We start from the raw sequence: 26,996 nt of genomic DNA on the forward strand, positions 1-26,996 counted from the left end.
TGTCAGCCGAGCCGCGCGAAGCCGTAGTTGAGGAGCTTCGTCGCGTCCGTCGAGCGCTGGGCGACCGACGTCGACGCGAGGACCGTGCCGATGACCGTCTTGCCGTGGCGGGTGGCGGCGAAGACGAGGCAGTACTTCGCCTCGGGGCCGGAGCCGGTCTTCACGCCGATCGTGCCGCTGTAGCTGTTGAGCAGGGTGTTGGTGTTGGTCCAGGCAGCCATCGTGCGGGTGCTGCCGGTCTTGGTGACCGTCTTGGCGGTGTACGACTTGGTCTTGACGACCGTCTTGAACGTGGAGTTCTTCATCACGTTGCTGGCGAGCTTCGTCAGGTCGCGCGGCGTCGAGTAGTTGTTGCCGTTGCCGATGCCGTCGAACGAGTCGAACTTCGTGTTCTTCAGGCCGAGCGTCTTCGCCGTCGAGTTCATCTTGCCGATGAACGACTTCACGCGCGCGGCCCGGGTGGAGCCGGAACCGTACTTGTCGGCCAGGGCGTACGCCGCGTCGCAGCCGGACGGCAGCATCAGGCCGTAGAGGAGCTGGCGGACGGTGACCTTGTCGCCGACGATCAGGTGGGCCTGTGAAGCGTTCTTGGAGACGACGTAGTCGCTGTACGCCTTCTGGATGGTGACCTTCGAGTCGAGGTTCAGGTTCGACTGGGAGAGCACGACCTTGGCGGTCATGATCTTCGTGGTCGAGCCGGTGGACAGCTTGGTGTCCATCTTCTTGTTGTACAACGTCGACCCGTTGGCGTTGTTCATCAGGAAGCCGCCCTTGGCCACGATCGACGGCGTCGTGACGGCCTGCGCGGGTGCCGCGGTCAGGGCGCCGGTCGCGAGCACGGCGCCTGCGGTCACGGTGACCGCGGCGGCTCTGCGGAAGCGGCTGCCCTTGATGCCGGTAATGGCAGTAATCAACTGATGTACCCCGAATACGTTGAATGCCCCTGAGGAGCGGCCCAGTTGGAGGGGATGGGAGGGCCGCACGTGTGTGACACGTAACTAGCACAGAAGGTTGTGCGGTTGCTGGCCCGGGTTCCCCGAATGTGTGACACGTACCGGAGTTCGGCTGGGTTCCGCCGTGTTCCGGCCGCGTTCCGCCGCGTTTCGCCGTGTTCCATCACGTTCCGGCCGCGGAGGCGCATCGTCGTAGACGCGCCCCCGGGCCCCCTCGGTTCCGTCCGCATCCTGGACGTCGGTCCTCATGCGTACGTGTTGTATCTATGCTGTCCTCATGCCGTCCCCGTCCCCGTCCCCCGCTCCGCCCCTCGCCGCCCCCGGTTCCGCCTCGTCGGGCTCGTCCGCCGTCAAGCAGCCGCCCGCCGCCGACCGCGTCTACACGCACGTCAAGCAAGGTGTCCTGGACCGGCGTTACGAAGGCGGCACCCTGCTGACCGAGGGGGAGCTGGCCGAGGCCGTCGGGGTCTCGCGGACGCCCGTGCGGGAGGCGCTGCTGCGGCTGGAGGTCGAGGGGCTGATCCGGCTCTACCCGAAGAAGGGCGCCCTGGTCCTGCCCGTCTCCTCGCAGGAGATCGCGGACGTGGTCGAGACCCGGATGCTGGTCGAGCAGCACGCGGTCCGCAAGGTCGTGCCCGCGTCGCCGACCCTCATCGCCCGGCTCGAAGAACTCCTCGGCCGGCAGAAGGAACAGGCCGCCGCGGGAGACCTGGCGGGCGCCGCCGTCACCGACCGCTGCTTCCACGCCGAGATCGTCCGCAGCGGCGGCAACGAGATCCTGTCCCGGCTCTACGACCAACTCCGCGACCGCCAGCTCCGGATGGGCGTCGCCATCATGCACTCGCACCCCGACCGCATCGCCAAGACGCTCACCGAGCACGCGGCGATCCTCGACGCGCTGCGCACGGGGGACGCCGAGGCGGCGGCGGGAATCGTCCATCAGCACGTCGACTGGTTCTCCCACCTGGCTCGGGGCGAGGTCCGATGAGCAGCAGCAACCCCAGTTCCGCTTCCTCCCTCTCCCTGCCCGGGGATCCGCCCGGGGGCCGCCGCGCCGTCGCCGTGTGGAGCATCGGCGTCGCCGTCTACTTCGTCGCCGTCATCTTCCGCACGTCCCTGGGGGTCGCCGGCCTCGACGCGGCCGACCGGTTCCACGTCAACGCCTCGGCCCTGTCGACGTTCTCGATCCTCCAGCTGCTGGTCTACGCGGGCATGCAGATACCCGTCGGCCTCCTGGTGGACAGCCTCGGCACCAAGAAGGTCCTGACGATCGGCGTCCTGCTGTTCACGGCGGGCCAGCTGGGCTTCGCGTTCTCCCCGTCCTACGGCACCGCGCTCGCCTCCCGCGCCCTGCTCGGCTGCGGCGACGCGATGACGTTCATCAGCGTGCTGCGGCTCGGCACCCGCTGGTTCCCGGCCCGCCGCGGCCCGATGGTCGCCCAGCTCGCCGGTCTCGCGGGCATGGCCGGAAACCTCGTCTCCACCCTGGTCATCGCCCGCCTGCTGCACGGCATCGGCTGGACGGCGGCCTTCGCGGGCAGCGCGCTGGCAGGCGTCGTGGTCCTCGTCCTGCTCCTGCTGTTCCTGAAGGACCACCCGGACGGGCACGAGCCGGAGCCGTTCCCGCACCGCGGCGCGGCCTACGTCCGCCGTCAGATCGCCGCCTCCTGGCGCGAACCGGGCACCCGCCTCGGCCTCTGGGTGCACTTCACGACCCAGTTCCCGGCGATGGTGTTCCTGCTCCTGTGGGGCCTGCCCTTCCTGGTCCAGGCCCAGGGCCTGTCCCGCGCCACCGCGGGCGAACTCCTCACCCTCGTCGTCCTGTCCAACATGGTCGTCGGCCTGGTCTACGGCCAGATCGTCGCCCGGCACCACACCGCGCGGCTGCCGCTCGCGCTCGGCACGGTCGGCGCCACGGCCCTGGTGTGGGCGGTCACGCTGCTCTACCCGGGCGAGCACGCGCCGATGTGGCTGCTGATCGTGCTGTGCACGGTGCTCGGCTCCTGCGGCCCGGCCTCGATGCTCGGCTTCGACTTCGCCCGCCCGGCCAACCCGCCGGAGCGTCAGGGCACCGCCTCCGGAATCACCAACATGGGTGGTTTCGTGGCCTCGATGACGACCCTGTTCCTGGTCGGTGTGCTCCTCGACGCGACCGGCGACAACTACACGATCGCCTTCTCGGTGGTCTTCGTCCTCCAGGCGCTCGGCATCAGCCAGATCCTCCGGCTGCGCGGCCGGGCGGCCCGCCGCGAGCGCGAACGGCTGGTGGCGAGCCGCGTGGAGACGGTGCACGTCCCCGCGTGAACCTCGGTGCGAACCCCCACCAGCCCCGCCGTGAGGGTCAGGCCGCCGCGAGCGTGAGGTAGGCCATGCCCAGCACGCCCCGGTAGCTCATCCACTGGGCCCGGTGCCGGTCGAGGCGTTCGCGGGTGGCGGCGGCCAAGGGGTGGCCGCCGTGCCCGGCGAGCCACACCTCCGCGTCGGCCTGGTACCCCGACTCGAACTCCTCCCACTCGTCCGCGTTCGCCGTCTCGGTCCACTCGGGCCGGAACCCGGCCGCCACGGCGAGATCGAGGAGCGTCCCGAGGTCATGGTGCTCGCCGCCGTGCGCGCCCGGCCACATACCGGACAACTCGGCCTCCGTGGGCGGGCGTTGCCAGAACCCCTCACCGAGCAGCACGCGCCCTCCGTCGGCGACGAGCCGCCGCAGCTCCCGCAGGGCCAGGGTGGTGTGCTCGGGAGGCTCCGCGTCACTGAGGGCCTGGCTCGCGCCCAGACACAGCACGAGGTCGGCGGGCCCGCGGCCCGTCCCCACCGCCGACTCCTCGACGAACTCGGCCCGCCCGCCGAGCCCCCGCGCCTCGGCGTCCCGCCGCCCCCGCGCCAGATCCCGCGCGTTCACATCGACCCCGACCCCCCGCGCCTCCGGTACGGCGGCCAGCACCCGGAGCATCAACTCGCCCCAGCCGCACCCGATGTCGAGCACCGTACGCGGCCCGGCACCGGCCAGCCGCCGCACGATCGCGTCGGCCCGCGCCTCGGAGAGGGGGTTGTGAAAGGTGAGCCGGGTGAGCCGGGGAGGCCCGTCGCCGGACTCGGCGGTCCCGGCAGGGCCGGCGGATTCGCTGCTGGTGGACATCACGTCAGACATGCGGCGGAGGCTAGCGACAGATGCCGCCCCGCCAACACCGAGTTTCCACCCGGCCACACCTGCCGTCCACGCGCGATCGTTCTCCGAACCGCGTCCGCCCCTTCTCCGAACCGCGTCCGCCCGCTCTCCGAACCCGGTCCGTCCGCTCGCTCGTTCGCCCGCCGACCGTCCCTACTTGGTGACCGTGAAGTTCCGCAGTATCGAAGCCGACAGTTCCGGATCGCCGTCCGCCTTGACCTTGTCCGAGACCGCGTCGGGGGTGACCCGACCGCAGGCCAGCCGGACGTACGTCTCCCAGTCGAGGATCAGCGTCGCGGCCGGGCCGAGCGCCGGGGACGTCTCCAGGGTGCCGCGGCCCTGGATGTCGACGCGGATCGTGCGGAGGAACTCGATCGGGCCGTGCACGTCGAAGACGACCGCCGAACTGCGCGGTGCTCCCGAGTCGTCGGCGACGACCTTCGGGAGCGCGGCGAGGAGCACGTCACGGGCGATGTGCGCGCCGGGCGAGTCCAGGTTGCCGGGGCGGCCGAGGGCGGCGCGCAGATCCTGCTCGTGCGCCCACACGTTGAACGCGTGGTTCCGCATCGACTCCTCAAGGGTGACCTCGGTGCTGACATGGCCGCGCACCTTCGCCCCGGGGTCGCGTGACTCGTTCCGCAGCTGGCGGTTGCGGCGGATGATCGTGTACTCCAGCTCCGACGTCATCTCCGGTGCCGTGTGGTGGCGCCGGACGTCGACCTGCATCTCCATGTACCGCTGGTGTTCGTTGCTGACGTGGTAGAGGTCGCGCGGGAGGGTGTGGATCGGGCGGGGGTCGCCCAGCATCTCGGTGTCCAGCCCGATGACATGGGAGACCACGTCCCGCACCGACCAGCCCGGGCACGGCGTTCGCCGGTTCCACTCTCCCTCCGCGAGCGGGGTCACCAGCTCGGATATCGCTTCGATGGAGTGGGTCCAGGCGTCGGCGTAGGGCTGGAGAGTGGGATGCAGACTCACGGAACGGGACCCCTCGGCGGTCGGTACAAGTCGGAACAGGTCGGATGGCGGGCGGCGTTGCCAGCGGGAGGTGGCTGTCGGCGGCGTCTTGGGACTCCCCCAATTCTCGGCTGCGCTCGAATCGGGGAGGACCCCCAAGTTACGCTGCTGTAAGGCACCCCGGCAGTGCTTTCGTGTGACGATCGTAGGCCCGTGTGAACGGCTCGAATGCCAGGACGGTGGTAGTGTGCGCGCCTCTCTCCTCCAGATCGCCGTAGACGAGGGCGAATCGGTCGAATCTCGCCGGGTTCGGGTGGCGTCCCTGGTGCGTGAGCAGGCCGGTGCGGACCTGGTGGTCCTGCCGGAGCTGTGGACCACCGGCGCGTTCGCCTACAAGCGGTTCGCCGAGGAGGCCGAGCCGCTGGAGGGTCCCACCTACGAGGCGATGGCCAAGGCGGCGAGCGACGCGGGCGTGTGGCTGCACGCGGGCTCGATCCCCGAGCGGGACCCTGACGGCCCCCTCTACAACACGTCCCTCGTCTTCTCCCCCTCCGGTGAACCGGCCGCCGCCTACCGCAAGATCCACCGCTTCGGCTTCGACAAGGGCGAGGCCGTGCTGATGGGCGCGGGCAGCGAACTGGTGACGGTCCGTCTGCCCGAGACGGTCATCGGTCTGGGCACCTGCTACGACCTCCGCTTCCCCGAACTCTTCCGCGGTCTCGTCGACGCCGGCGCCGAGACCCTGGTCCTCCCCGCGGGCTGGCCCGAGCGCCGCCGGTCCCACTGGACGCTGCTGGCCCAGGCCCGCGCGGTCGAGAACCAGTCGTTCGTCCTCGCATGCGGAACGGCCGGCACCCACGCCGGAGTTCCCCAGGCCGGTCACTCGATCGTGGTCGATCCCTGGGGCGAGGTCCTCGCGGAGGCGGGCGCGGGGGAGCAGGTCCTGACGGTGGACTTCGACCCGGCGAAGGTGGCCGTGACGAGGGACCAGTTCCCGGCCCTCAAGGACCGGGTACTGGGCCTGGAACGTCCGCACCGCGCCGGGTGAGCAGCGTTCCGTCAGGGCGCCGGTCCCGCCCGGTGCCGCGTCAGTCCTCCCGTTCCTTCTCCGCCAGGTGGATCACGCAGACCGCCACCGCGATCAGCAGGGGCGCGTCCGCGTCCTCACGGACGATGTCGACGCCGTAGGTCTCCCGGATGTGCAGCCAGCGGCGGGAGATCTGGGCGAGGAGTTCGCCGTCGTAGTCGACGCCGAACTCGCGGTCCAGGATCTTGCCGCTGACGTCGAGTTCGGTGCCGTCGACCAGGGACACCCTGTAGTGGTTGCGCAGCAGGGAGAACCGCTTGTGCTTGATGGTCGCGAGGGGCTCTCCGTCCCGTTCGATGACCATCGTGTCGCGCAGGGCGAGCATCTTCTTGTGGAAGTCGATGAGCACGCGCCCGTGCGTGTCCTTCAGCTCGAAGGTGTCCCTGATGCGCATGGCCTTGCCGTCGACCAGGAACACCTTGTTGCCGTTCTGGTCCTCGATCCAGTAGTCCTCACCGAAGCCGAGGAGCCGATCGCGTACGAGGAATCTCATGTCCTTACGGCTTCCCCGGACGCGGGTCCGAAACGCCGCCGGTAGGCCGACGGGCTCAATCCGGTCTCCCTGCGCAGATGCGTCCGCAGGTTCGCGCCGGTGCCCAGACCGCAGGTCGCGGCGACCACGTCGAGCCGTTCCTCCCCGCGCTCGATCAGCCGGCACGCGAACGCCACCCGCTCCCCGGTCAGCCACGCCAGGGGCGTCGTCCCGAGCTGCGCCCGGAACCGCCGGTGCAGGGTCGCGGGGGAGACGGCCGCCCGGGAGGCCAGGTCGGCCACCGTCAGCGGTTCGCCCAGCCGCTCCCGCGCCCACGCGAGCAGCGGTGCGAGGGACTCGTCGGGCACATCGGGCAGCGGCCGTTCCACGAACTGCCGTTGCCCGCCGTCCCGGTGGGCGGCGAACACGAGCCTCCTGGACACCGCGTTGGCGATCTCCGCGCCATGGTCACGCCGTACTACATGCAGTCCCAGGTCGAGGGCGGCGGCGCTCCCGGAGGCGGTGAGGACGTCGCCGTCGTCCACGAAGAGAACGTCCGGTTCGAGCCGCACGCGCGGGTGCAGGGTGCGGAAGAGCTCGGCCCACATCCAGTGGGTGGTGGCCCGGTGTCCGTCCAGCAGTCCCGCCTCGGCCAGCGCGAAGGTGCCGGTGCACAGGCTCATGACCCGGGCCCCGCGCGCGTGGGTGCGCCGGATGGCGTCGAGCACGGCGGCTCCGCGCGGTACGACGTTGTCCGGGCGTCCCGGCACCACGAGCGTGTCCGCCGAGTCCACCGCGTCGAGACCGTGCGCCCCGGAGAGGATGAAGAACCCGTGGTTCATCCGCACCTCGGGCGCGGGCGTGCACACCATCACCTCGTACAGCGGTCCGGGCAGCCCGAGTTCGGGCCGCGGCAGCCCGAACAGCTCGGTGGCGACGCCCACTTCGAAGGGGTTGGTGCCCTCGTCGACGATGACGGCGACGCGATGCGGGCGATGCGGGCGGCGCGACCGGGATGGATGAGGCGGCCGAGTCGGCCGGGATGGTCTGAGCGGGTGGTGAGAGGATCCTTGCGGCATATGCGATTCCTAGCACTCGTGGAGCCGCCCGGCACCCCGCAGGCTGATCCCATGACAGCCACGGAACCCGCGCAGCCCACCGAACCCGTCTCCCTCGCCGCCGCCCTCGCGTCCTTCACCGACCGCTGGAGCCCTCGCATCGTCACCACCGTCAACGACTACGACGTCCGCGTCGCCAAGGTCGAGGGCGAACACCTCTGGCACACCCACGACCACACCGACGAGTTCTTCCTGGTCCTGGAGGGCGAACTGCACATCGCCCTGCGGGAGCCGGCGGGCTCCGGCGAACGCACGGTCGTCCTCACCAAGGGCTCCGTCTTCACGGTCCCGCGCGGCACCGAGCACAGGCCCTACGCCCCCGTCCCCTCCGAGATCCTCCTGCTCGAACCGACCGGCACCCTCACGGTCGGCGACCGCCACGAGGCCGTACCGGACCACGTGGACGCGACGACGGGGCACGCGCTGTCGTGACTGTCAGTGGCGGGTGGCACTCTTGATCCATGACCGATGCAACCCCGGCCCCGACGCCCCGTCGAGCCCGCGTCCGCGCGCCCCAGCTGACCGGCAAGGGCGGCTGGCTGAACACGGGCGAGAAGCAGTACACCCTCGCCGACCTGCGGGGACGCATCGTCATCCTGGATTTCTGGACCTTCTGCTGCATCAACTGCCTGCATGTCCTGGACGAGCTCCGTGAGCTGGAGGAGAAGCACCGGGACACGGTCGTGATCATCGGCGTCCACTCCCCGAAGTTCGCGCACGAGGCCGATCACCGCGCGGTCGCCGACGCGGTCGAGCGCTACGGCGTGGAGCACCCGGTCCTGGACGACCCGGAGCTGGCCACCTGGAAGCAGTACGCCGTCCGCGCCTGGCCGACACTCGTCGTCATCGACCCGGAGGGCTACGTCGTCGCCCAGCACGCGGGCGAGGGCCACGCGCACGCCATCGAGCGCCTGGTGACGGAGCTGGAGACCGAGCACGCGGCGAAGGGCACCCTCCGCCGCGGCGACGGCCCGTACGTGCCGCCGGAGCCCGAGCCCACCGTGCTGCGCTTCCCCGGCAAGGCGATCGCCCTCCCCGGCGGCACCTTCCTGGTCAGCGACACCACCCGGCACCAGCTCGTCGAGCTGGCGGCGGACGGCGAGAGCGTCGTCCGGCGGATCGGCTCCGGCGCGCGCGGCCTCCAGGACGGCCCGGCCGAATCGGCCGCGTTCAACGAACCGCAGGGCCTCACGCTCCTGGACGACGGCTCGGTCGTCGTCGCCGACACCGTGAACCACGCGCTGCGCCGCCTCGACCTCACCACCGGCGCCGTCACCACCCTCGCGGGGACGGGCCGCCAGTGGATGCAGGGCGAGCCCACCGCGGGCCCCGCGCGCGAGGTCAGCCTCTCGTCCCCCTGGGACGTGGCCCGGTGGCAAGGCAGGGTGTGGATCGCCATGGCCGGAGTCCATCAGCTCTGGGCCTACGACCCCGCCGCCGGCACCGTCGCCGTCACCGCGGGCACCACCAACGAAGGGCTCGTCGACGGACCCGGACCCGAGGCCTGGTTCGCGCAGCCCTCCGGACTCGCCGCGACCGCAGACCGGCTGTGGCTCGCCGACTCCGAGACGTCCGCACTGCGCTGGGTGGACGTCGACGGCGCCGTCCACACCGCCGTCGGCACCGGCCTCTTCGACTTCGGCCACCGCGACGGACCGGCCGGACAGGCTCTGCTCCAGCACCCGTTGGGTGTCACCGCGCTCCCGGACGGCTCGGTCGCGATCAGCGACACGTACAACCACGCGCTGCGCCGCTACGACCCGGCCACCGGCGACGTCACCACCCTGGCCACGGACCTGCGGGAGCCCAGCGACGCCGTGCTCGCCGGTGACGAGATCCTCGTGGTCGAGTCGGCCCGGCACCGGCTGACCCGGCTGCGCCTGCCCGACGAGGCCGTGCGGGTCGAGTCCGTCGCCCACCGCACCCAGCGCGCGGCCACCGAGATCGCCCCCGGCGAGCTGACGCTGGACGTCATCTTCCAGGCCCCGGCCGGCCAGAAACTCGACACGCGCTACGGCCCCTCGACCCGGCTCCTGGTCTCCGCGACCCCGCCCGAGCTGCTCCTCGCAGGCGAGGGCGCGGGCACCGACCTGAACCGCACCCTGACCCTCGACCCGGCCGTGCCGGAGGGCGTGCTGCACGTCTCCGCGATGGCCGCGTCCTGCGACGACGACCCGGCGAACGCCTACCCGGCCTGCCATGTCCACCAGCAGGACTGGGGCGTTCCGGTCCGCCTCACCGAGGGCGGCGCGGACCGGCTCCCCCTGGTGCTGGCGGGCATGGACGAGCGGGCCGGCCAGGACGACCGGAGCGCCTGAGGCGGCCAGGACAGCGGATAAGGGCCCGGGGCTGCCTCTCCCCGGACCCTCGACCGCACGAATTCTTCACGAGGTTCACACACCGGCGTGGTGCGCACCGTGTCAGGATTGCGCGCCGTTGGCCGGGTATGGGCCTGTGCGGGCGACTCGGCCCGAGTGCGGGGTACGCCCGCGTGTCCGCCGTGGACGACACGGCTCACGCCCCCTGTGCCACGGTCCGCTCAGGCGCCGTAGCCACCGCGGTAGCCGCGCGACTCGTCGTCCTCGACGACCGTCGTCTGACCCGGAATCACCACGCGGCGGCGCCGGGCCATGCTGGTGAACGTCACGACGCCGATCAGCCCGACGGCCATGAGAATGACGCCGACCAGGTCGAGATTGACCCCCTGCATGTGCCAGTCGGTCGCGAACGTGAGGATCGCGCCGACGGCGATGAGGATGATGCATCCGCCCAGGCCCATGAGTGTCGCCTCCCTGTGTCCGGTCCGGTCGGCCCGGTCGGACACCGGGTACCCGGGGAAACAACACCCATGCGCCGGGCGGGAGTTGACTACCCCTGGAGGAACGCCGCCAGCGAGTTGGCCAGCAGGAACGGGTCGCTGTCGCCGCAGAGTTCGCGGGCGCTGTGCATCGAGAGGATCGCCACGCCGATGTCGACGGTCTTGATGCCGTGCCGGGCCGCGGTGATCGGGCCGATCGTCGTGCCGCAGGGCATCGAGTTGTTGGAGACGAAGGTCTGGAAGGGCACGCCGGCCTTCTCGCAGGCGGCGGCGAACACCGCGCGGCCCGAACCGTCCGTGGCGTAGCGGTTGTTGACGTTGACCTTGAGGATCGGGCCGCCGTTGACGCGGGGGTGGTGCGTCGGGTCGTGCCGCTCCGCGTAGTTGGGGTGCACCGCGTGGCCCGTGTCGGAGGACAGGCAGACCGTCCCGGCGAAGGCCCGCGCCCGGTCCTCGTAGGAGCCGCCGCGCGCGAACACCGAGCGCTCCAGGACCCCGCCGAGCAGCGGCCCGTCCGCGCCCGTGTCGGACTGCGAGCCGTTCTCCTCGTGGTCGAAGCCGGCCAGCACGGGGATGTACGGCAGGTTCTCCTGGGCGGCGGCGGAGGTGAGCGCGGCGATGCCCGCGTGCAGGGACAGCAGGTTGTCCATGCGCGGACCGGCGACGAACTCCTCGTCGCGGCCCAGGTAGGCGGGCGCCTCCACGGAGTGGGTCATCAGGTCCCAGCCGGTGACCTCGCCGGGCGCGAGCCCCGACTCCTCCTCCAGGAAGGCGATCAGGTCGCCGTCGCGGACGTCGTCGCCGAGGCCCCAGATCGGCTGGAGGTGGCGCTGCTTGTCGAGCTTGAGGCCGTCCGCCGACACGGACCGGTCCAGGTGGATGGCGAGTTGGGGCACTCTGAGCAGCGGCCGGTCCACGTTCACCAGCCGGGTCGAGCCGTCGCGCAGGGTCAGCCGTCCGGCGAGGCCGAGGTCGCGGTCCAGCCAGGAGTTGAGCAGCGGGCCGCCGTAGATCTCGACGGCGACCTGGCGGAAGCCGTGCGCGCCGGTGTCGGGGCGCGGCTTGACCCGCAGGTTCGGGGAGTCGGTGTGCGCGCCGACGATCCGGAAGGGCGTGTGGGGTGCGGCGCCCTCCGGGACGAACCAGGCGACGATCGCGCCGCCGCGCAGCACGTACTTGCCGCCGACGCCCGCGGCGGCCGACGGCGTCCCGGTGTCCCAGGCGTCCGTCTCGGCGACCTGCCTGAATCCGGCCTTCTCCAGCCGCTCGGCGCTGTTCGCCACGGCGTGGTACGGCGTGGGACTCGCCGCCAGGAAGGACATCAGGTCGTCGGTGTGGCCGCGGTCGAAGCGGGTGGGTTCGCTCATGGGTTCACCTTAACGACGTGCGAGGGCCCGCCCCCGGTACCGGGAGCGGGCCCTCACAAGGGCGATGTGGGGTTTCGCGAAGCTGTGCCGGTGTTGTCCTGGAACGTGTTCGCGGCCGCTTAGAAGGCGGCCTCGTCCAGCTCCATCAGGTCCAGTTCTACGCCCTCGGCCACCTTGCGGGCGAGGGTCACGCCGGGCAGAACCGAGGCCGCGAAGAACTTCGCCGCCGCGATCTTGCCGGTGTAGAAGGCCTTGTCCTTGGCCGGGGCCGTCTCCAGCTTCTCGGCGGCGATCGCGGCACCCTTGAGGAGCAGGTAGCCGACGACGACGTCACCGGAGGCGAGCAGCAGGCGGGTGGTGTTGAGGCCCACCTTGTAGATGTTCTTGACGTCCTGCTCGGTCGCCGCGAGGTCGGTCAGCATCAGGCCGACGATGGCCTCCAGCTCGACGGCCGCCTTGGCGAGGTGCTCGCGCGCGCCGGCCAGGTCCTCGCCGCCGGTGCCCAGAGCGAGGAACTTCTTGATGTCCTCGGCGAGGGAGTTGAGGGCCGCGCCCTGGTTGCGGACGATCTTCCGGAAGAAGAAGTCCTGGCCCTGGATGGCGGTGGTGCCCTCGTACAGGGTGTCGATCTTGGCGTCCCGGATGTACTGCTCGATCGGGTACTCCTGGAGGAAACCGGAGCCGCCGAAGGTCTGGAGCGACTGCGCGAGCTGCTCGTAGCCCTTCTCGGAGCCGTAGCCCTTCACGATCGGCAGGAGGAGGTCGTTGAGGGCCTCCAGGGTGGCGGTGTCCTCGCCGGAGGCCTCCTTGACCTGGATCTCGTCCTGGATCGCGGCGGTGTGCAGCACCAGGGCGCGCATGCCCTCGGCGTAGGCCTTCTGCGTCATGAGCGAGCGGCGTACGTCGGGGTGGTGCGTGATGGTGACCTTGGGCGCGGTCTTGTCCATGAAGTTCGCCAGGTCGGGGCCCTGGACGCGCTCCTTGGCGTACTCCAGCGCGTTCAGGTAGCCCGTCGACAGGGTGGAGATCGCCTTCGTGCCGACCATCATGCGGGCGAACTCGATGATGCGGAACATCTGGCGGATGCCGTCGTGCTTGTCGCCGATCAGCCAGCCCTTGGCGGGGTGGCGGTCGCCGAAGGTCATCTCGCAGGTGTTGGAGGCCTTCAGGCCCATCTTGTGCTCGACGTTCGTCGCGTAGGCGCCGTTGCGCGCGCCCAGCTCGCCGGTCTCGAAGTCGAACTCGTACTTCGGGACGAGGAACAGGGACAGGCCCTTGGTGCCCGGTCCGGCGCCCTCGGGGCGGGCGAGGACGTAGTGGAGGATGTTCTCCGACATGTCGTGCTCGCCGGACGTGATGAAGCGCTTCACGCCCTCGATGTGCCAGGAGCCGTCGTCCTGCTGGACGGCCTTGGTGCGGCCGGCGCCGACGTCCGAGCCCGCGTCGGGCTCGGTGAGGACCATGGTGGAGCCCCACTGCTTGTCCACGGCGATCTTCGCGATGTGTTTCTGGACCTCGTTGCCCTCCTCGAAGAGGATGCCCGCGAACGCGGGACCCGAGGAGTACATCCAGACGGCCGGGTTCGCGCCGAGCACCAGTTCCGCGTAGGCCCAGATGAGGGAGCGGGGCGCGGTGGAGCCGCCGATCTCCTCGGGCAGGCCCAGCCGCCAGTACTCGGAGTCCATGAACGCCTGGTACGACTTCTTGAAGGAGGCCGGGACGGGCGCGGTGTTGGTCTCCGGGTCGAAGACGGGAGGGTTGCGGTCGGCGTCCGTGAAGGACTCGGCCAGCTCGTTCTCCGAGAGCCGTGTCAGCTCCGCCAGAACGCTCTTCGCGGTGTCCGTGTCCATCTCCGCGAACGGACCGGTCCCGTAGATCTTGTCGCGCCCGAGGACCTCGAAGAGGTTGAACTCGATGTCGCGGAGATTCGACTTGTAGTGCCCCATGGCGACGACTCCGTAAGAGATATGTGCAACGAGATGTGTACTGAGCTGCCTGTCGAACTGTGTACCGAGCAGTAGCTACGATGATGCTACCCGCCGGTAATAAGAAGCAACCCCGAGCCGTCCATCTGTGACTCAGTAGTCTTTGCCTCATGTACGGATACGGCCAGCCCATGGACAGTGGAGCCGCTCAGCAGGGGTACGTCCCGCCCCAGCAGCAGATGGCCGGTGGCGTGGGCGGCTACGGCCAGCAGCCGCCGCTCTACCCCGAGCCGTCGCCGCCCTCGCTCGCGGACGCGGTGCGCGCCTTCACCACCGGGCAGATGGCGGCCGAGGACTTCCAGCAGGTCTTCGCGACCTCCAAGGTGTACTGCCCGCGCGGCGACAACCCGGGCTTCCTCGCGCTCCACAACACCCAGCAGCCGGTGATCCCGATGTTCACCTCGCTCAAGGAACTGCGCCGCTACGCGGGCAAGGAGTCCAAGTACTTCGTCATCACCGGCGCCGAGGTCATCGACCTGCTGCCGACGGGGTACGGCTTCGTCGTCGACATGGAGGGCGAGCACCGGATGGTGTTCGACGCCAAGGCGGTCGAGCAGATGGTGGAGTTCGCGATGCGCCGGATGTACGGCTGACCGTGCCGCGGCGGGCGATCGGCCCGCCTCCTGTGTGACCCCGGATGTGTGAGCCCGGAGGGAATGCCCTCCGGGCTTCCTCTGTTGTGGGGTAGCAGAAAGTTCAACGCTCAACTAAACTCGACGCACAAGGAGGTCCCGACATGCCTGCAGTGACCGTAGAGAACCCGCTGACCCTGCCCCGCGTGGCCGCGCCGGCCGACGCCGTGGCACGTCCCGTGCTCGCCGTCTCGACCGCGCCCAGCGGATTCGAGGGTGAGGGCTTCCCGGTGCGCCGAGCGTTCGCCGGGATCAACTACCGCCACCTCGACCCGTTCATCATGATGGACCAGATGGGTGAGGTGGAGTACGCGCCGGGCGAGCCCAAGGGCACCCCCTGGCACCCCCACCGCGGCTTCGAGACCGTCACCTACATCATCGACGGCGTCTTCGACCACCAGGACTCCAACGGCGGTGGCGGCACCATCACCAACGGCGACACCCAGTGGATGACGGCGGGTGCGGGCCTGCTGCACATCGAGGCGCCGCCGGAGCAGCTCGTCATGTCCGGCGGTCTCTTCCACGGCCTCCAGCTGTGGGTGAACCTCCCGGCCAAGGACAAGATGATGCCCCCGCGCTACCAGGACATCCGCGGTGGCCAGGTGCAGCTGCTGACGACCCCGGACGGCGGCGCGCTGCTCCGCGTCATCGCCGGTGAACTGGACGGCCACCAGGGCCCGGGCATCACGCACACGCCGATCACGATGATCCACGCGACGGTGGCGCCGGGCGCGGAAGTGACGCTCCCCTGGCGCGAGGACTTCAACGGCCTCGTCTACGTCCTCGCGGGCAAGGGCTCGGCCGGCGCCGACCGCCGCCCGGTCCACATGGGCCAGACCGCCGTGTTCGGTGCCGGTTCCTCGCTGACCGTCCGCGCGGACGAGCAGCAGGACGGCAACACCCCGGACCTGGAGGTCGCGATCCTCGGTGGCCGGCCGATCCGTGAGCCGATGGCGCACTACGGTCCGTTCGTCATGAACACCCGCGAGGAGCTCCAGCAGGCGTTCGAGGACTTCCAGAAGGGTCGGCTGGGCACCATTCCGGCCGTGCACGGAATGGGTGAGGGCGGCCTGTAGGACCCCGTCGCGCCGGAAACGACCGAAGCCCCGTCCCTGCCGGACGGGGCTTCGGCCGTGCCGGCCGGGGTCGGCGCGGGCGCCGGGTCAGGCGACCTGGACCTGGTCCGCCTGCGGGCCCTTGGGGCCCTGCGTGGTCGTGAAGGACACCCGCTGGTTCTCCTCAAGGCTGCGGTAGCCGCCCGAGTTGATCGCGGAGTAGTGGACGAAGACGTCCGGCGTGCCGTCGTCCGGCGCGATGAAGCCGAACCCCTTCTCGGCGTTGAACCACTTCACAGTTCCCTCAGCCATGCGATGTCTTCCCTTTGAGCTGGACGTGATGAACGGAAAGTAACTGTACCGGCACTCAGTGTCGCGTCAGGAGTGGTCCAGGACGTTGCCGTTCACGCAGTGGTTCACGGTGTCGCCCACCCACGCGCCGCCCACCGGCACCACGGCCAGTTCCTGGAAGCACACGGCCGCCGCGGTGAAGTTCCAGTTGTTCGCGGCGTTCGCACCGGCCCCGAAGTTCGAGTCGTTGTCGGCGTGTGCGGCAGGGGCGGCGAACGCGAGGGCGGCGGCGGGCAGCATGGCCAGCACCATGATCTTCTTCATGCACCGGCAACGACGGCGCAGGTCCGCGGACACGCCACGTCGCCCGTCCCGGCCCGCCGTCACCCGGGCGGCCCGTCCCGGGCGCCCGGCCGTCCGGCGCGTGATCGGGTGGGGTGTGTGCAGCTCCTCCCTGATCCCGTACGACGGCTCGCCGCCTGGTGCGCCGTCATCCTGCTCGTCGCGGGGGTCGGCTACGTCGGGATCCGGCTCTGCGCCGAGCTGAAGACCGCGGTCACGCCCGTGCTGCTGGCGCTGCTGGGCACCGCGCTGCTCGGGCCGCTGTACCGGCGGCTGGTGAAGGCCCACGTGAACCGGTCGGTGGCCGCGATGATCACCTGTGTCGCGGTGGTCGCCGTGGTCGGCGGGGCCGTGTACATCGTGGTCGCCGCGCTGATCGACACCGGCGACCAGATCGTGTCCTCGCTCAAGGACGCGGGGAAGTCCCTCGCCGACCACTTCGGGGCCGCCGGCACCTCGGTGGACGATCTCGCGTCCAACGCCAAGGAGCTGCTGACCAAGTTCGGCGGGACGGCCGCCTCGAACGTCATCAGCGGGGTCAGTGTCGTCGGCGAGACCATCGCCATGGCCGTCCTGGCGCTGCTGCTGGTCTTCTTCTTCCTCCGGGACTCCGACGGCGCCGCCGGGCTGCTGCGCTCGCTCGCCCCGCGCGGCACCGCCGACGTCGTCGAGGCCATGGCCCGCCGTGCCTTCGAGGGCGTCGAGGGGTTCATGCGGGGGACCACGGTCATCGCGCTGATCGACGCGCTCTGCATCGGCATCGGGCTGCTGGTCCTGGACGTGCCGGGCGCGTTCGGCCTGGCCGCGCTCGTCTTCGTGGGCGCCTACATCCCCTATCTCGGCGCGTTCCTCTCCGGCGCGGTCGCGGTGCTGGTCGCGCTCGCCGACCGGGGTGTCGTGATCGCGCTGTGGGCCCTCGGGGTCGTCCTGGCGGTGCAGGTCCTCGAAGGGCATGTGCTCCAGCCGCTGATCCAGAGCCGGACCGTGCAGATGCATCCGGCGGTGGTGATGGTCGCGATCACCGCGGGCGCGTCCGTCGCCGGGATTCTCGGCATGCTGCTCGCGGTGCCGCTGACCGCCGCCGTCTTCGGGGTCGTGCACGAGCTGCGGGAGCGTTACGCGTCCCAGGAACCGAACTCCGTGACGTCACCGGCGACCGCGCCGTCGCCCGGGCCCTCGGACTCGTAGAGCTCGAACCAGATGCTCTTGCCCTCGCCCCTCGGGTCGACGCCCCAGGTCTCGGCGAGGAGTTCGATCAGCAGCAACCCGCGCCCGGAGGACGCCAGTTCACCGGGCTGCCGCTTGTGCGGGAGGTCGTCGCCCGCGTCCGTGACCTCGACCCGCATCCGCCGCTCGCCCACCTCGCCGGCCACCTCGACGGTGAGCAGGGCGTCGGCGTCGGTGTGCACGAGGACGTTGGTGAGCATCTCGGAGACGAGGAGGACCGCCGAGTCGACCTGGTCGGCGCCGGTCCAGTCATGGAGGAGTTCGCGCAGCTGCTGCCGGGCCACCGCGATCCGCTCGGGTTCGGCCTGCGCGACCGTGAGGACCGTGCGGCGGATCCTCGGCGTGACGGTCACGGTGTCGCCGCAGCCGCAGGTCTCGCCCTCCCGGGCCAGCAGGAGGACGGCGATGTCGTCCTCGCGGCGGTCGGCGAGCGGGCCGGTGGTGTGGTGCGAGGAGGGTCCGTGGACGGCCTGGACGAGCGCGTCGGCGAGTTCCTCCAGGTCGCCCTTGTGCTCCTCCAGGATGGTGCGGATGCGCTGCCAGCCGGTGTCGAGGTCGTGGCCGCCGGTCTCGATCAGTCCGTCGGTGCAGATCAGCATGGTCTCGCCGGGTTCCAGGGCGAGCGTGGTCGTCGGGTAGTCGGCGTCCGGGTCGATGCCGAGCGGCAGTCCGCCCGCCGTGGGGCGTGTCAGCACCGTGCCGTCCGCCATGCGTATCGCCGGGTCGGGGTGGCCGGCGCGGGCGATCTCCAGGATTCCGGTCGCCGGGTCGGCCTCCACGTAGAGGCAGGTCGCGAAGCGCGGGTCGGCCTTCTCCGCGTCGCCGTTGGTGATGCCGTGCAGGAAGCGGGAGGCGCGGGAGAGCACCGCGTCGGGCCGGTGGCCCTCGGAGGCGTAGGCGCGCAGGGCGATGCGGAGCTGGCCCATCAGCCCGGCGGCGCGGACGTCGTGGCCCTGTACGTCACCGATGACGAGGGCGATCCGGCCTCCGCAGGAGGAGGTGCCCCCGGGCAGCGGGATCATGTCGTACCAGTCGCCGCCGACCTGGAGGCCGCCGCCGGTCGGGATGTAGCGGGCGGCGACGCTCATGCCGGGGATCTCCGGGCCCAGGGTGGGCAGCATCGAGCGCTGGAGTCCGTCGGTCAGCTCGCGCTCGGACTCGGCGACACCGGCGCGGGAGAGAGCCTGGGCGAGCATGCGGGCGACCGTGGTGAGGACGGACCGCTCGTCGGGGGTGAAGGCGACGGGGTAGGTGAAGGCGGCCATCCAGGCGCCCATCGTCCGTCCGGCCACGGTGAGCGGCAGGAACGCCCAGGACTGCCGGTGGAAGTGCTGGGCGAGCGGCCAGGTGACCGGATAGCGCTCCTTGTACTGCTCGGGCGTGGACAGATAGACGGCACGGCCCGTCCGGACGACCTCGGCCGCCGGGTAGTCCGTCACCATCGGCATGTGCGAGAACGGGTCCTCGTCGCCCGGCTGGTGCCCGTGGTGGCCGACGATCGTCAGGCGGTCGCCCGAGACGCCGAAGACGGCGAGCCCGTCCGGTGAGAAGCCCGGCATCGACAGGCCCGCCGCGACCCGCAGCACCTCCGCCGTGGACCGCGCCTCCGCCAGCGCCCGCCCCGCGTCCAGCAGGAACGCCTCGCGGGAGCGCCGCCAGTCACCGGTGACCGCCGTCCGCCCGGCCGGAGTGCCCGGCGTGGGCTCGGTGACCTCCTGGAGGGTGCCGATCAGCTCGTACGACCGTTTCTCGGGGTTGTACGACGGTTTGGAGCGGCTGCGGACGACGCGGATGATCCGGCCCCGCTCATCCATGATCCGGATGCGGACCTCGGCGAGGGTGCCCTCGGCGACGGCCAGCCCGACGACCCCCGTGATCTCGTTCCAGTCCACGGGGTGGAGTCGGGCCCGGGTCTGGGCCTCCGTGAGGGTGGTCTGTTCGGGGGGCAGCCCGAGCAGCCGTGCGGCCTCGGCGTCCACCGTGACCAGGTCGGAGGCGGTGTCCCACCGCCACAGACCGGTCGCGAGGGCGGCGAGTACCTCCCCCACGGCGGGCAGGGGCTCACCAGTGCGCATTGCCCCACTGTAGGAAGACGGGATCGAAACCTGCCACCGAGGGAGCCCTGCGTTAATGGTGGGGAGGCGCTCCATGGGTGGCCGGTACCCTTGGGAGGTCCGGGCTCCGGCCCCGGACGTTTCACGTGAAACACTCCCCGATCCGCGAAGGCTGGATGAACGACGATGCATCGGTACAGGTCCCACACCTGCGGCGAGCTCCGCGCCTCTGACGTCGGCACCGACGTCCGGCTGAGCGGCTGGCTGCACAATCGCCGAGACCTGGGCGGCATCCTCTTCATCGATCTGCGCGACCACTACGGCATCACGCAGCTCGTCGCCCGCCCCGGCACCCCCGCGTACGAGGCCCTCGACAAGGTGACCAAGGAGTCGACGGTCCGCGTCGACGGCAAGGTCGTCTCCCGCGGCGCGGACAACGTGAACCCGGACCTGCCGACCGGTGAGATCGAGGTCGAGGTCGGTGAGGTCGAGCTGCTGGGCGCCGCCGCCCCGCTGCCCTTCACGATCAACACCGAGGACGGGGTCAACGAGGAGCGGCGCCTGGAGTACCGCTTCCTGGACCTGCGCCGCGAGCGCATGCACCGCAACATCATGCTGCGCTCCTCCGTGATCGCCTCGATCCGCTCGAAGATGGTCGCCCTCGGCTTCAACGAGATGGCCACCCCGATCCTGTCCGCGACCTCCCCCGAGGGCGCCCGCGACTTCGTGGTCCCGTCCCGTCTGAACCCGGGCAAGTTCTACGCCCTTCCGCAGGCACCGCAGCAGTTCAAGCAGCTGCTGATGATCTCCGGCTTCGACCGCTACTTCCAGATCGCGCCCTGCTTCCGTGACGAGGACGCCCGCGCGGACCGCTCGCCGGGCGAGTTCTACCAGCTCGACGTCGAGATGAGCTTCGTGGAGCAGGAAGACGTCTTCCAGCCCATCGAGAAGCTGATGACGGAGCTGTTCACGGAGTTCGGCGGCGGCCAGGAGGTCACCTCGCCGTTCCCGCGCATCCCGTTCCGCGAGTCGATGCTGAAGTACGGCTCCGACAAGCCGGACCTGCGCGCCAAGCTCGAACTCACCGACATCACCGATGTGTTCGAGGGCTCGGAGTTCAAGGCCTTCGCCGGCAAGCACGTGCGTGCGCTGCCGGTGCCGGACGTCTCGGCGCAGCCCCGCAAGTTCTTCGACCAGCTCGGCGACTTCGCGGTCACCCTCGGCGCGAAGGGCCTGGCCTGGGTCCGCGTGGCCGAGGACGGCTCGCTGACGGGCCCGATCGCGAAGTTCCTCACCGAGGAGAACATCGCCGAGCTGACCAAGCGCCTGTCGCTGGCGCCCGGCCACGCGGTCTTCTTCGGCGCGGGCGAGTTCGAAGAGGTCTCGAAGATCATGGGCGCGGTGCGGGTCGAGGCCGCCAAGCGCGCGGGTCACTTCGAGGAAGGCGTCTTCCGCTTCTGCTGGATCGTCGACTTCCCGATGTACGAGAAGGACGAGGAGACCGGGAAGATCGACTTCTCGCACAACCCGTTCTCGATGCCGCAGGGCGGTCTGGAGGCCCTGGAGACCCAGGACCCGCTGGACATCCTGGGCTGGCAGTACGACATCGTCTGCAACGGTGTGGAGCTGTCCTCCGGCGCGATCCGGAACCACGAACCCGACATCATGCTCAAGGCCTTCGAGATCGCGGGCTACGACCGTGACACCGTCGAGGAGCAGTTCGCCGGCATGCTGCGCGCGTTCCGCTTCGGCGCCCCGCCGCACGGCGGGATCGCCCCCGGCGTCGACCGCATCGTCATGCTGCTCGCGGAGGAGCCGAACATCCGCGAGACGATCGCGTTCCCGCTCAACGGCAACGCGCAGGACCTGATGATGGGCGCGCCCACCGAGCTGGACGAGACGCGTCTGCGCGAGCTGCACCTGTCGGTGCGGAAGCCGCAGCCGAAGTAGCGGCACCGGCCGGACGAGGGGCTCGAAACCGAACGACGGTTTCGAGCCCCTTTCGTATGCCGCGGGATTCACAGCGCATTCTCATGTTCATGTCATGTTGGTCGCCCCTAGCGTCCCCGGCATGACGGATTCCCGAGTACCCCCCATGGATTCTGAAGTCCCCGAGGACAAGGGACAGGTGACGCGCCGCACGGTCCTGGTGGCCGGAGGCGTGGCGGTGACCGCGGTGGGCGTGGCCGGCGCGCTGTCGGCGAACGCCTCCGCGCAGGACGCCACCCCGGCCGCCCCGGCCGCCGAGAGTCCGACGGCGGACACCTGCTACACGCTCACCTCGGAGCTGGTCGAGGGCCCGTACTACATCGACGCGGACAAGATCCGCCGGGACATCACCGAGGACCAGGAGGGCATCCCGCTCACCCTCGACCTCACGGTGATCGACGCCGACACCTGCAGACCGCTGCGCGACGCGGCCGTCGACATCTGGCACTGCAACGCGACCGGCGTCTACTCCGGCTACGAGGCGGGCAGCGGCGGTGGCGGCCCGGCCCCCACCGGCCCGCCGCCCAGCGGCACCCCGACCGGAACCCCCACGGGCGGCCCGCCCGGCGGCGGCGGAGGCCACCAGGAACCCACCGACGACGACCGCTTCCTGCGCGGCACCTGGCACACCGACCGCCACGGTCGCGTCACCTTCCGGACGGTCTTCCCCGGCTGGTACCAGGGCCGCTGCGTCCACATCCACGTCAAGGTCCACGTCGACGGCACCTGGACGGACGCGGGCTACGAGGGCGGCCACACCTGCCACACGGGCCAGCTCTTCTTCGACGAGAGGTCCGTCCTCGCCACGGCGGTCCTGGAACCGTACGTCTCCAACACGGCGACCCGCACGACCCTCACCGAGGACGGCATCTACCCGCAGAACGGCCACGAGGGCGGCCTGCTGTACCTCCGGTACGACAGGCGGCGGATCGGGCGGGGCGTGCGGGCGCGGCTGACGCTGGGAGTGGCGCCCGACGAGACGCACGACGGGTCGGACGGCGGGGGACCGGGCGGCCCGGGCGGACCCGGCACCTCGCCTACGGCATCGCCCTCGGCCTCGGCGGACTGACGCCCGCACCGGCCCCGTACGCCCCTCCTGACGCCCCGCCGCCCCGCCATGGAAACCTCGCAGCGGACCCACAGGAATCTCGATGGGCCCGCACAGAGGCAGGGCGTGTCATGGACGTACGGGGCCGGAACCGCCCGGCCCGTGTGCCACGTGAAGGGCCTGGAGGCAGCGATGGGATACGTCGTGCTCGCACTGCTGTTGATCGCCGGAGCGATGTTCGCCGTCGCCGCGCAGCGTCGCTCGCACCGGGCCCGCGACCGGTCCGACCTCTCCGACCTGGACGCGGAGGCCGAGGCCAGCGGCTGGGTCCTGCGGCTCGGCGCGAGCCTCTCGGTCCCCGAGGCCCGCGTCTGGTCGGGCGCCGGCGACACGGCCACCCGAGCCCTCACCGCCGCCGCGGAATGCCACCGCACCGCCGGCACCCTCCTCGCCGAGGCCCACACGGCGGCCGAGTACACGGAGGCGACCCGGGTGGCCAGGGCGGGCCTCGCGCATGTCGCCACGGCGCGGGCGGCACTGGAGGGCCGACCGGCGCTGGCGGACTCGGCGGCGTAGACGCGGACGAGGAAATCCACGGGCCGACGGCAACCTTCTTGATCTCCACGGCCACTGAGGAGTCGTAACCCCCTCACCGCACACAGCAGTTAAGGACTCCCCCGTGGCAACGCCCTCTCACCGCAGGTCACTTCGCAAGCGTCGCAGCATCGTCGTCACCGCGGCAGCCGCCGCCGCGGGCATCGGCGCGGGCCTTCTCGTGCTGAACGCCAACGCCGCCAGTACCACCGCGACCGCCGTCGACCTGTACCACCAGACCCTCCCCGCGAAGGACGGCTGGGCGTCGTCCGGGGCCGGGACGACCGGTGGCGCGAAGGCCGACGCGGCGCACACCTTCACCGTGAGCACGCGCGCGCAGCTCGTGAAGGCGCTGGGGTCCACCGGCGACACCACCCCGCGGATTGTCAGGATCAAGGGGACGATCGACGCCAACACCGACGACTCCGGCAAGAAGCTGAGCTGCGCCGACTACTCCGCCGGGACCGGATACGCGCTGGCCGCCTACCTCAAGGCCTTCGACCCCTCCACCTACGACACCGCCAAGCTGCCCTCCGGCACGCAGGAGACGGCGCGGGCCGCCGCGCAGGCCAGGCAGGGGAAGAACATCGTCTTCCGGGTGCCGGCCAACACGACCGTCGTGGGCGTGCCCGGCACGAAGGCCGGGATCACCGGCGGCATGCTGCAGATCCAGGGCGTGGACAACGTCATCGTGCGGAACCTGACCTTCGCCGCCACCCAGGACTGCTTCCCGCAGTGGGACCCCACGGACGGCAGCAGCGGCAACTGGAACTCGCAGTACGACGCCGTCACCCTGCGCGGCGCCACGCATGTCTGGGCGGACCACAACACGTTCACCGACGCGCCCGGCCTCGACTCGTCCGACCCGACGTACTACGGCCGCCAGTACCAGATCCACGACGGCGACCTCGACATCACCAAGGGCTCGGACCTGGTGACCGTCGAGCGCAACCAGTTCACCAACCACGACAAGACGATGCTCATCGGCGCCAGCGACACCGACAGCGTCGGCAAGCTGCGCGTCTCCCTCCACCACAACGTGTGGAAGGGGATCGTGCAGCGCGCTCCGCTGGCCCGGATCGGGCAGATCCACATCTACAACAACTTCTACGACACCACCGAACTCAACGGGTACGTCCTCCAGTACAGCGTCAACTCGCGCGCCAAGGCGCAGGTCGTCGCCGAGGACAACTACTGGCGGACTCCCGCGAGCCAGAAGGCCGGCAAGCTGTTCAGCGGGGACGGCACCGGGTCGATCGCCGGTGGCGGAAACCTCGTCAACGGCACCGCCACCGACCTCGTCGCCGCCTACAACGCCACCAGCTCCAAGAAGCTGAGGACGACCGTGAACTGGACCCCGACCCTCACCGCGGGCCTGGAGACCTCCGCGAAGAACCTCCCGGCGGAACTCGCCACCACGACCGGCGCCGGCGTCCTGTCCTAGCCTCCGCTCAGGTGTCGTACGTGCCGTCCCACGGTGGGCCGAAACAGTGCCGGTCCGGGTACAGCTCCGCCCAGCTGCCCTCCTCGTCCTCCTCGATCAGCAGGCCGAACAGGACGCCGTCGACGGTGCGTTGGAAGGGCCGGACCGCGATGTCGGTGTAGCTGCGGCGGGGAAGGGCGCGGAGCAGTTTCGCCAGGTGGATACGGGCCTGCGAGAGGACCGAACCGTCGCCGTCCGGGGCGCTCTGCTGCTGCGCCCACGTGCCGGCGCACCAGATCTCCGAGTCGCGGTACCGGCCCGCGGGATCGAAGGTGTGGAGCACCGTGTAGAGACGTTTCTGCTCTTCCCAGCCGTCGTCGGGCCGGAAGCCTTGGGGAAACGCGTAGGTGACCGACGCCAGGAACTGGCCGTCCGCGTAGCGGCCGACGGCACCGCTGCGTTGGTTGGACTCGTAGGCGATCGGGATGACCTCGGGGACTGCCATGGCGGAACCCTACGGGTTGGCGCCGACCTGTCTGCGACGGGGTCGGTCACCGGGACGCACATGTGCGGCGGACCGGGCGGGAGTTGACGCCGGCCGCACGCCCGCCCGGTCCGCTGGTCGCGCAGCGGACCGGGCGTGGTGGCGTACTACGTCACCGGGTCAGCCCTGGTCGCCGCCGAAGCGCTCCTTGTACGTCTCCAGGTCCTCGTCCGTGAGCTTGGCGAAGAGGACCGGCGGGACGATGAACGGGGTGCCGGCGGGGACGGCGGCCAGGGACCTCGCCTCGTCCGGCGAGACCCAGGTCGCGGTGTCGTCCTTCAGGGCGAACGCCTGGCGCATCGCCTTCGAGGAGGACGGGATGAAGGGCTCCGAGACGACCGCGTAGAGGTGGATCAGGTTCATCGCGGTGCGCAGCGTGAGGGCCGCGGCCTCGGGGTCGGTCTTGATCTCCAGCCAGGGGGCCTTCTCCTCCAGGTAGGAGTTGCCCGCCGACCACAGGGCGCGGAGCGCCGCCGCCGCCTTGCGGAACTGGAGCGCCTCCATCTGGGTCTCGTACTCGGCGAGGAGCTCCGCGATCTGCTCGCCGAGCCTCGTCTCCGCCTCGCCCGCGTCCGCGCCCGCCGGGACCTCCTCGCCGAAGCGCTTCTTCGAGAAGGACAGGACGCGGTTCACGAAGTTGCCGAGGGTGTCCGCCAGGTCCTTGTTCACCGTCGCGGTGAAGTGCTCCCAGGTGAAGGACGAGTCGTCCGACTCCGGGGCGTTGGCGATGAGGAAGTAGCGCCAGTAGTCCGCCGGGAGGATGTCCAGGGCCTGGTCGGTGAAGACGCCGCGCTTCTGGGACGTGGAGAACTTGCCGCCGTAGTACGTCAGCCAGTTGAAGGCCTTGACGTAGTCGACCTTCTTCCAGGGCTCGCGGACGCCGAGTTCGGTGGCAGGGAACATCACCGTGTGGAACGGGACGTTGTCCTTGGCCATGAACTCCGTGTAGCGGACCGGGTTCTCGCCTTGGTCGGACTCGTACCACCAGGACTTCCAGTCGCGGTTCTCCGGGTCGAGGTCCGCCCACTCCTTCGTCGCGCCGATGTACTCGATCGGGGCGTCGAACCAGACGTAGAAGACCTTGCCCTCCGCCGCCAGGTCCGGCCAGGTGTCGGCGGGTACCGGGACGCCCCAGTCCAGGTCGCGGGTGATCGCGCGGTCGTGCAGGCCCTCGGTGAGCCACTTGCGGGCGATGGAGGACGCCAGCTGCGGCCACTCCTCCTCGTGGGCCGCGACCCACTCCTCGACCTCGTGCTGGAGCTTCGACTGGAGGAGGAAGAGGTGCTTGGTCTCCCGCACCTCCAGGTCCGTCGAGCCGGAGATCGCCGAGCGCGGGTTGATCAGGTCGGTCGGGTCCAGGACGCGGGTGCAGTTCTCGCACTGGTCGCCGCGGGCCTTGTCGTAGCCGCAGTGCGGGCAGGTGCCCTCGACATAGCGGTCCGGGAGGAAACGGCCGTCGGCCGGGCTGTACACCTGGCGGATCGCGCGCTCTTCGATGAAGCCGTTCTCGTTCAGGCGGCGGGCGAAGTGCTGGGTGATCTCGCGGTTCTGCGGGGAGGAGCTGCGGCCGAAGTAGTCGAAGGCCAGCGCGAAGCCGTCGTAGACAGCCTTCTGCGCGTCGTGCGCCTGCGCGCAGAACTCCGCCACGGGAAGACCCTGCTCCTTCGCGGCCAGTTCCGCCGGGGTGCCGTGCTCGTCCGTCGCGCAGATGTACAGGACCTCGTGGCCGCGCTGGCGGAGGTAGCGGGAGTACACGTCCGCCGGGAGCATGGACCCCACCATGTTGCCCAGGTGCTTGATTCCGTTGATGTACGGAAGGGCGCTGGTGATGAGGTGTCGAGCCATCGGGGGCTGCTCCCAGGTCGGTCTGT

General features: G+C 70.5%; 25 protein-coding genes. 12 read left to right on the forward strand and 13 right to left on the reverse strand.

Features of this window, described 5'->3' with window-relative positions; all coding sequences use genetic code 11:
* Positions 1-2: 2 nt before the first annotated feature.
* Positions 3-914, reverse strand: a complete 912-nt coding sequence (locus tag ACIPTO_RS23615; RefSeq protein WP_366318618.1) for a serine hydrolase — start codon at positions 912-914, stop codon at positions 3-5.
* 316 nt (positions 915-1,230) lie between these two features.
* Here ACIPTO_RS23615 and ACIPTO_RS23620 point away from each other — a divergent pair, with 316 nt between their 5' ends.
* Both ACIPTO_RS23620 and ACIPTO_RS23625 read left to right on the forward strand, forming a co-directional pair.
* On the forward strand, positions 1,231-1,941 hold the full coding sequence (locus tag ACIPTO_RS23620) for a GntR family transcriptional regulator (protein WP_401195238.1): 711 nt from the start codon (positions 1,231-1,233) through the stop codon (positions 1,939-1,941).
* Positions 1,938-3,257, forward strand: coding sequence for an MFS transporter (locus ACIPTO_RS23625; protein WP_366318614.1), 1,320 nt, complete (start codon positions 1,938-1,940; stop codon positions 3,255-3,257). Before ACIPTO_RS23620 ends, ACIPTO_RS23625 begins: the two co-directional genes overlap by 4 nt.
* Before the next feature lie 37 nt (positions 3,258-3,294).
* Here the strand turns inward: ACIPTO_RS23625 and ACIPTO_RS23630 are convergent, their stop codons facing one another.
* Complete coding sequence (locus tag ACIPTO_RS23630; protein ID WP_401195480.1) at positions 3,295-4,092, reverse strand: SAM-dependent methyltransferase; 798 nt, start codon at positions 4,090-4,092, stop codon at positions 3,295-3,297.
* A gap of 183 nt (positions 4,093-4,275) precedes the next feature.
* Positions 4,276-5,100 (reverse strand): maleylpyruvate isomerase family mycothiol-dependent enzyme, encoded by an 825-nt coding sequence (locus ACIPTO_RS23635; protein ID WP_366318612.1) that lies wholly within the window; start codon positions 5,098-5,100, stop codon positions 4,276-4,278.
* A gap of 226 nt (positions 5,101-5,326) precedes the next feature.
* Here ACIPTO_RS23635 and ACIPTO_RS23640 point away from each other — a divergent pair, with 226 nt between their 5' ends.
* Positions 5,327-6,127, forward strand: a complete 801-nt coding sequence (locus tag ACIPTO_RS23640) for a carbon-nitrogen family hydrolase (RefSeq protein ID WP_401195241.1) — start codon at positions 5,327-5,329, stop codon at positions 6,125-6,127.
* Positions 6,128-6,167: 40 nt separating this feature from the next.
* Here ACIPTO_RS23640 and ACIPTO_RS23645 read toward each other — a convergent pair whose 3' ends face one another.
* Together ACIPTO_RS23645 and ACIPTO_RS23650 are read right to left on the reverse strand one after the other, a co-directional pair.
* Complete coding sequence (locus tag ACIPTO_RS23645; protein WP_366318608.1) at positions 6,168-6,659, reverse strand: LURP-one-related family protein; 492 nt, start codon at positions 6,657-6,659, stop codon at positions 6,168-6,170.
* Positions 6,656-7,717 carry a helix-turn-helix domain-containing protein gene (locus tag ACIPTO_RS23650; RefSeq protein WP_401195244.1) on the reverse strand — a complete coding sequence of 354 codons (1,062 nt, stop codon included), beginning with the start codon at positions 7,715-7,717 and terminating at the stop codon, positions 6,656-6,658. The genes ACIPTO_RS23645 and ACIPTO_RS23650 overlap by 4 nt, the downstream gene beginning before the upstream one ends.
* Before the next feature lie 51 nt (positions 7,718-7,768).
* On the opposite strand from ACIPTO_RS23650, the gene ACIPTO_RS23655 reads away from it, so the two are divergent.
* Together ACIPTO_RS23655 and ACIPTO_RS23660 are read left to right on the forward strand one after the other, a co-directional pair.
* Positions 7,769-8,188, forward strand: coding sequence for a cupin domain-containing protein (locus tag ACIPTO_RS23655; protein WP_366318604.1), 420 nt, complete (start codon positions 7,769-7,771; stop codon positions 8,186-8,188).
* Between the two features lie 29 nt (positions 8,189-8,217).
* Positions 8,218-10,074, forward strand: a complete 1,857-nt coding sequence (locus tag ACIPTO_RS23660; RefSeq protein ID WP_401195247.1) for a thioredoxin-like domain-containing protein — start codon at positions 8,218-8,220, stop codon at positions 10,072-10,074.
* A 221-nt stretch (positions 10,075-10,295) separates the two neighbouring features.
* Here the strand turns inward: ACIPTO_RS23660 and ACIPTO_RS23665 are convergent, their stop codons facing one another.
* From ACIPTO_RS23665 to ACIPTO_RS23675, 3 genes are all read right to left on the reverse strand, one after another.
* Positions 10,296-10,535 carry a DUF6458 family protein gene (locus tag ACIPTO_RS23665; RefSeq protein WP_366318600.1) on the reverse strand — a complete coding sequence of 80 codons (240 nt, stop codon included), beginning with the start codon at positions 10,533-10,535 and terminating at the stop codon, positions 10,296-10,298.
* A gap of 89 nt (positions 10,536-10,624) precedes the next feature.
* Positions 10,625-11,941 carry a M18 family aminopeptidase gene (locus tag ACIPTO_RS23670; protein ID WP_366318598.1) on the reverse strand — a complete coding sequence of 439 codons (1,317 nt, stop codon included), beginning with the start codon at positions 11,939-11,941 and terminating at the stop codon, positions 10,625-10,627.
* Between the two features lie 119 nt (positions 11,942-12,060).
* The gene (locus ACIPTO_RS23675) at positions 12,061-13,887 is read right to left on the reverse strand and encodes an acyl-CoA dehydrogenase (RefSeq protein WP_366318596.1); all 1,827 of its coding nucleotides are present in this window, start codon (positions 13,885-13,887) and stop codon (positions 12,061-12,063) included.
* Between the two features lie 149 nt (positions 13,888-14,036).
* On the opposite strand from ACIPTO_RS23675, the gene ACIPTO_RS23680 reads away from it, so the two are divergent.
* Entirely contained in the window at positions 14,037-14,519 is a 483-nt protein-coding gene (locus tag ACIPTO_RS23680) for an SseB family protein (protein ID WP_366318594.1), read from the forward strand.
* Between the two features lie 143 nt (positions 14,520-14,662).
* Positions 14,663-15,634, forward strand: coding sequence for a pirin family protein (locus tag ACIPTO_RS23685; protein WP_401195250.1), 972 nt, complete (start codon positions 14,663-14,665; stop codon positions 15,632-15,634).
* Between the two features lie 87 nt (positions 15,635-15,721).
* On the opposite strand, the gene ACIPTO_RS23690 is transcribed toward ACIPTO_RS23685, so the two are convergent.
* Positions 15,722-15,925: a cold-shock protein gene (locus ACIPTO_RS23690; protein ID WP_366318592.1), complete on the reverse strand. Its 204-nt coding sequence runs from the start codon at positions 15,923-15,925 to the stop codon at positions 15,722-15,724.
* A gap of 66 nt (positions 15,926-15,991) precedes the next feature.
* Positions 15,992-16,228 (reverse strand): hypothetical protein, encoded by a 237-nt coding sequence (locus ACIPTO_RS23695; protein WP_366318590.1) that lies wholly within the window; start codon positions 16,226-16,228, stop codon positions 15,992-15,994.
* Between the two features lie 117 nt (positions 16,229-16,345).
* Here ACIPTO_RS23695 and ACIPTO_RS23700 point away from each other — a divergent pair, with 117 nt between their 5' ends.
* Positions 16,346-17,434 (forward strand): AI-2E family transporter, encoded by a 1,089-nt coding sequence (locus ACIPTO_RS23700; RefSeq protein ID WP_366318588.1) that lies wholly within the window; start codon positions 16,346-16,348, stop codon positions 17,432-17,434.
* Here the strand turns inward: ACIPTO_RS23700 and ACIPTO_RS23705 are convergent.
* Entirely contained in the window at positions 17,362-19,548 is a 2,187-nt protein-coding gene (locus ACIPTO_RS23705; protein ID WP_401195254.1) for a SpoIIE family protein phosphatase, read from the reverse strand. The genes ACIPTO_RS23700 and ACIPTO_RS23705 overlap by 73 nt on opposite strands.
* A 165-nt stretch (positions 19,549-19,713) precedes the next feature.
* Here ACIPTO_RS23705 and aspS point away from each other — a divergent pair, with 165 nt between their 5' ends.
* From aspS to ACIPTO_RS23725, 4 genes are all read left to right on the forward strand, one after another.
* Complete coding sequence (gene aspS, locus ACIPTO_RS23710) at positions 19,714-21,477, forward strand: aspartate--tRNA ligase (RefSeq protein ID WP_401195257.1); 1,764 nt, start codon at positions 19,714-19,716, stop codon at positions 21,475-21,477.
* A gap of 121 nt (positions 21,478-21,598) precedes the next feature.
* Positions 21,599-22,585: an intradiol ring-cleavage dioxygenase gene (locus tag ACIPTO_RS23715; protein ID WP_401195260.1), complete on the forward strand. Its 987-nt coding sequence runs from the start codon at positions 21,599-21,601 to the stop codon at positions 22,583-22,585.
* 171 nt (positions 22,586-22,756) lie between these two features.
* The gene (locus tag ACIPTO_RS23720; RefSeq protein ID WP_401195263.1) at positions 22,757-23,140 is read left to right on the forward strand and encodes a hypothetical protein; all 384 of its coding nucleotides are present in this window, start codon (positions 22,757-22,759) and stop codon (positions 23,138-23,140) included.
* 103 nt (positions 23,141-23,243) lie between these two features.
* The gene (locus tag ACIPTO_RS23725; RefSeq protein ID WP_401195265.1) at positions 23,244-24,602 is read left to right on the forward strand and encodes a polysaccharide lyase family 1 protein; all 1,359 of its coding nucleotides are present in this window, start codon (positions 23,244-23,246) and stop codon (positions 24,600-24,602) included.
* A 7-nt stretch (positions 24,603-24,609) separates the two neighbouring features.
* On the opposite strand, the gene ACIPTO_RS23730 is transcribed toward ACIPTO_RS23725, so the two are convergent.
* Positions 24,610-25,086, reverse strand: coding sequence for a hypothetical protein (locus ACIPTO_RS23730; RefSeq protein WP_366318577.1), 477 nt, complete (start codon positions 25,084-25,086; stop codon positions 24,610-24,612).
* A 159-nt stretch (positions 25,087-25,245) separates the two neighbouring features.
* Entirely contained in the window at positions 25,246-26,970 is a 1,725-nt protein-coding gene (metG, locus tag ACIPTO_RS23735; protein WP_366318575.1) for a methionine--tRNA ligase, read from the reverse strand.
* Positions 26,971-26,996: the final 26 nt, after the last annotated feature.

The sequence above is a fragment of the Streptomyces sp. NPDC090083 genome, assembly GCF_044747445.1.
Classification (GTDB): domain Bacteria; phylum Actinomycetota; class Actinomycetes; order Streptomycetales; family Streptomycetaceae; genus Streptomyces.

Excerpts from the sequence above, each read along its gene's own strand:
- ACIPTO_RS23685 (WP_401195250.1), top strand. The coding sequence starts at position 14,663 with ATGCCTGCAGTGACCGTAGAGAACCCGCTGACCCTGCCCCGCGTGGCC.
- metG (WP_366318575.1), bottom strand. The coding sequence starts at position 26,970 with ATGGCTCGACACCTCATCACCAGCGCCCTTCCGTACATCAACGGAATC.
- ACIPTO_RS23720 (WP_401195263.1), top strand. The coding sequence starts at position 22,757 with ATGGGATACGTCGTGCTCGCACTGCTGTTGATCGCCGGAGCGATGTTC.
- ACIPTO_RS23620 (WP_401195238.1), top strand. The coding sequence starts at position 1,231 with ATGCCGTCCCCGTCCCCGTCCCCCGCTCCGCCCCTCGCCGCCCCCGGT.
- ACIPTO_RS23695 (WP_366318590.1), bottom strand. The coding sequence starts at position 16,228 with ATGAAGAAGATCATGGTGCTGGCCATGCTGCCCGCCGCCGCCCTCGCG.
- ACIPTO_RS23705 (WP_401195254.1), bottom strand. The coding sequence starts at position 19,548 with ATGCGCACTGGTGAGCCCCTGCCCGCCGTGGGGGAGGTACTCGCCGCC.
- ACIPTO_RS23690 (WP_366318592.1), bottom strand. The coding sequence starts at position 15,925 with ATGGCTGAGGGAACTGTGAAGTGGTTCAACGCCGAGAAGGGGTTCGGC.
- ACIPTO_RS23630 (WP_401195480.1), bottom strand. The coding sequence starts at position 4,092 with ATGTCCACCAGCAGCGAATCCGCCGGCCCTGCCGGGACCGCCGAGTCC.
- ACIPTO_RS23675 (WP_366318596.1), bottom strand. The coding sequence starts at position 13,887 with ATGGGGCACTACAAGTCGAATCTCCGCGACATCGAGTTCAACCTCTTC.
- ACIPTO_RS23625 (WP_366318614.1), top strand. The coding sequence starts at position 1,938 with ATGAGCAGCAGCAACCCCAGTTCCGCTTCCTCCCTCTCCCTGCCCGGG.
- ACIPTO_RS23670 (WP_366318598.1), bottom strand. The coding sequence starts at position 11,941 with ATGAGCGAACCCACCCGCTTCGACCGCGGCCACACCGACGACCTGATG.
- ACIPTO_RS23645 (WP_366318608.1), bottom strand. The coding sequence starts at position 6,659 with ATGAGATTCCTCGTACGCGATCGGCTCCTCGGCTTCGGTGAGGACTAC.
- ACIPTO_RS23655 (WP_366318604.1), top strand. The coding sequence starts at position 7,769 with ATGACAGCCACGGAACCCGCGCAGCCCACCGAACCCGTCTCCCTCGCC.
- ACIPTO_RS23680 (WP_366318594.1), top strand. The coding sequence starts at position 14,037 with ATGTACGGATACGGCCAGCCCATGGACAGTGGAGCCGCTCAGCAGGGG.
- ACIPTO_RS23660 (WP_401195247.1), top strand. The coding sequence starts at position 8,218 with ATGACCGATGCAACCCCGGCCCCGACGCCCCGTCGAGCCCGCGTCCGC.
- ACIPTO_RS23665 (WP_366318600.1), bottom strand. The coding sequence starts at position 10,535 with ATGGGCCTGGGCGGATGCATCATCCTCATCGCCGTCGGCGCGATCCTC.
- ACIPTO_RS23730 (WP_366318577.1), bottom strand. The coding sequence starts at position 25,086 with ATGGCAGTCCCCGAGGTCATCCCGATCGCCTACGAGTCCAACCAACGC.
- aspS (WP_401195257.1), top strand. The coding sequence starts at position 19,714 with ATGCATCGGTACAGGTCCCACACCTGCGGCGAGCTCCGCGCCTCTGAC.
- ACIPTO_RS23650 (WP_401195244.1), bottom strand. The coding sequence starts at position 7,717 with ATGCCGCAAGGATCCTCTCACCACCCGCTCAGACCATCCCGGCCGACT.
- ACIPTO_RS23715 (WP_401195260.1), top strand. The coding sequence starts at position 21,599 with ATGACGGATTCCCGAGTACCCCCCATGGATTCTGAAGTCCCCGAGGAC.